The following is a 2,507-nucleotide window of genomic DNA, read 5'->3' on the forward strand; positions in this document are numbered from 1 at the left end:
AATGCCGGTAATTTTTCTCAATTTGGTTTTTGGCCTGCCAAATAGGGCATTTTCCCTATACAAATAGCATCGCGCCCCACCCTATTTCCGATTCTCAAATTACCAGATAATGCATAGACGCGCTGGTCATTTATTCCGCCGCGCTTGTCTTATACCGCCCCTGGGACTGCCGAGCCCTGCGTCCCGAGCCGGAAAAACGGTTCTCGGCGGTTTTCATGCCGCCGCTTGCGCTGACGGTTCTGTTTGTCAACACGGCGCGGGAATACCACCTGCAGACACTGGTTCCGTTTCTTGCGCTGACCGCGGTTGTGACCGGCCGGATATATTTTGAAAAGCTGAAAGCCCGGTTCCCCGAATTAACGTGGCGAAGCCGTTTTGAGGAGGGCCTGAAATCCTCCGATCCGGCTGTAAACAAATACACCCGCGCGCTCGCGCTTTGCGCCTTTTGCGCGGCGATCAACGCGGCGGCGCTGGTTTATGACTACGGCTGCGCCCTGCGCGTGTCGCTTGGGTATGCGCCGCGGTACCTGTTCGGCCGGTCCGCGCGGATAGACGAACGTGCCGCCCGGCTCGTTGATCTGCTTGCGGAACTGCCCCATAAAAAACTTTCCACAATGGCGCAGTATCAGGCCCTGTTTCTGGATCCGGTGCTAAGCGTTTCGAACCCGCTGGTTGAGGATTTGAGCATAAGCGGAAATTCCGGCGGCTATGCGGGCATGCATCTGCTTACCGCGTCGCTTCTGGCTTCGCCGCCCGACATATACATCGGCAAACGCTTCTCAGACGGCGCGAGTTATGAATTGGGTTTTCTGGGGCGGTTCCTGCGCGGCCGTTACATCCAGCTGGCGGATTTTACGGGCGCGGATTCAAATTATGTGCCCCTGCGCTGGCGGTTCGCCGGCGCTGACGGCGTGAAAAACCGCGAATTTGACGATTTGTATTACAGCTCCGCAGCTTTCGCGCGGAATTTTACGCCGGTCAAGGCGATAAATCCCGGCATGGCGACCCTGACCGCTTGCGGCGCCCGGGAGTATCGGCTGGATCTTGCGCCGCTATTGCCGGAAAATTCGGGCTTTTTGATCGCGGAAGTCCGGTTCCCTGCCGGCGGAGTGCGTTCCGCTTCGCTTTCCAGCGGCCGCAACAGCGTGCGGCTGGGCCGCCGCCCGCTTTCGCCCGACCGGATTTACTGCGCTTTCCGGGCCGAAGACGGCGCGGTATTGAAACTGTTTTCTTCCAGCCCGGCAACCCCGCTTGCAATCACGTTTTTTGCCCGCAGGTGAATTTGCCCGCAACAGGGCCGGTTTTACGGCGATTTCCCCGTTTGTTTCCGCGGCTAATTTCGTATAATGTGAACATATATCGTTAATTCGCTTATAGAGGATCCATCATGTCTAACGAAGTTTCCAAGTACTCTGACACCGTGCTGCTGCCCAAAACCGATTTTTCCATGCGGGCCAACCTGCCGCAGCGTGAACCCGAAATATTGAAATTCTGGCAGGAGATCGGCCTGTACAAAAAAATGCTGGCGGGCCGGGAGGGCCGTAAAGCCTATGTTTTTCATGACGGTCCCCCTTACGCCAACGGCGAACTGCACATGGGCCATACCCTCAATAAAACGCTCAAGGATATCGCGGTGAAATCGCGCTCCATGATGGGTTTTTATGTTCCTTTCGTGCCGGGCTGGGATTGCCACGGCCTGCCTATCGAGCAGGCTCTGCTCAAACAGCTAAAGCTGGATAAACGCCATATTTCGGATATCCCGGCGTTCCGCAGGAAAGCGCGCGAATTCGCGCGGAAATACATTGATCTCCAGCGGGAAGGGTTTATACGGCACGGCATACAGGCGGAATGGGATAATCCCTATGTCACAATGGCGCCGGAGTATGAAGGCACGGTCATCAAGGCGTTTCTTGACCTGGTGCGCAAGGACTATATCTTCAAGGGCAAGAAAACAATTTACTGGTGCGTGAACTGCGAAACCGCGCTGGCCGACGCAGAGGTTGAATACGCGGATAAAACGTCGCCGTCGGTGTTCGTCAAGCTGGCGCTGGAAAATCCGCAGGCCGGGGTGTTCGGTCCGGCGGCGGAGTCGGGCCGGCCGCTGTCCATAGTCATCTGGACCACCACTCCCTGGACCCTGCCCGCCAACCGCGCCGCCGCCGTAGCCGCAGCGGAGGACTACGTTGTTTTGCATGAGAAGAACCGCGACGAGTATTACATAGTCGCTGACAAACTTGCCGACTCCTTCATTTTCGACTGCGATCTGACCTGCGAGCGCGGAGTGAAAATACCGGGACACAGGCTGGTGGGGCAGAAATACCGCCATCCGCTGTTTTCGGACCTGCTTAACCCGATAATAGAAACGGATTTCGTCGTCATGGATACCGGCGTGGGCGTGGTGCATGTCGCGCCGGGTCACGGCGAGGATGATTTCCGCGCCGGGCTCAGGCTGAACCTTGAAATTTTCTGTCCGGTGGACGGGCAGGGCAAATTCACCAAAGACGCCC

General features: G+C 57.0%; 2 protein-coding genes. Both read left to right on the forward strand.

The features are described from left to right. Nucleotides 1-215: 215 nt before the first annotated feature. Nucleotides 216-1,280, forward strand: a complete 1,065-nt coding sequence (locus tag PHW69_10105; GenBank protein MDD4005536.1) for a hypothetical protein — start codon at nucleotides 216-218, stop codon at nucleotides 1,278-1,280. A gap of 107 nt (nucleotides 1,281-1,387) precedes the next feature. Next, nucleotides 1,388-2,507, forward strand: a 1,120-nt coding sequence (locus PHW69_10110; protein MDD4005537.1) for a class I tRNA ligase family protein, incomplete at its 3' end; no start/stop codon positions are given.

The sequence above is a fragment of the Elusimicrobiaceae bacterium genome (genome assembly GCA_028700325.1).
Lineage (GTDB): Bacteria > Elusimicrobiota > Elusimicrobia > Elusimicrobiales > Elusimicrobiaceae > JAQVSV01.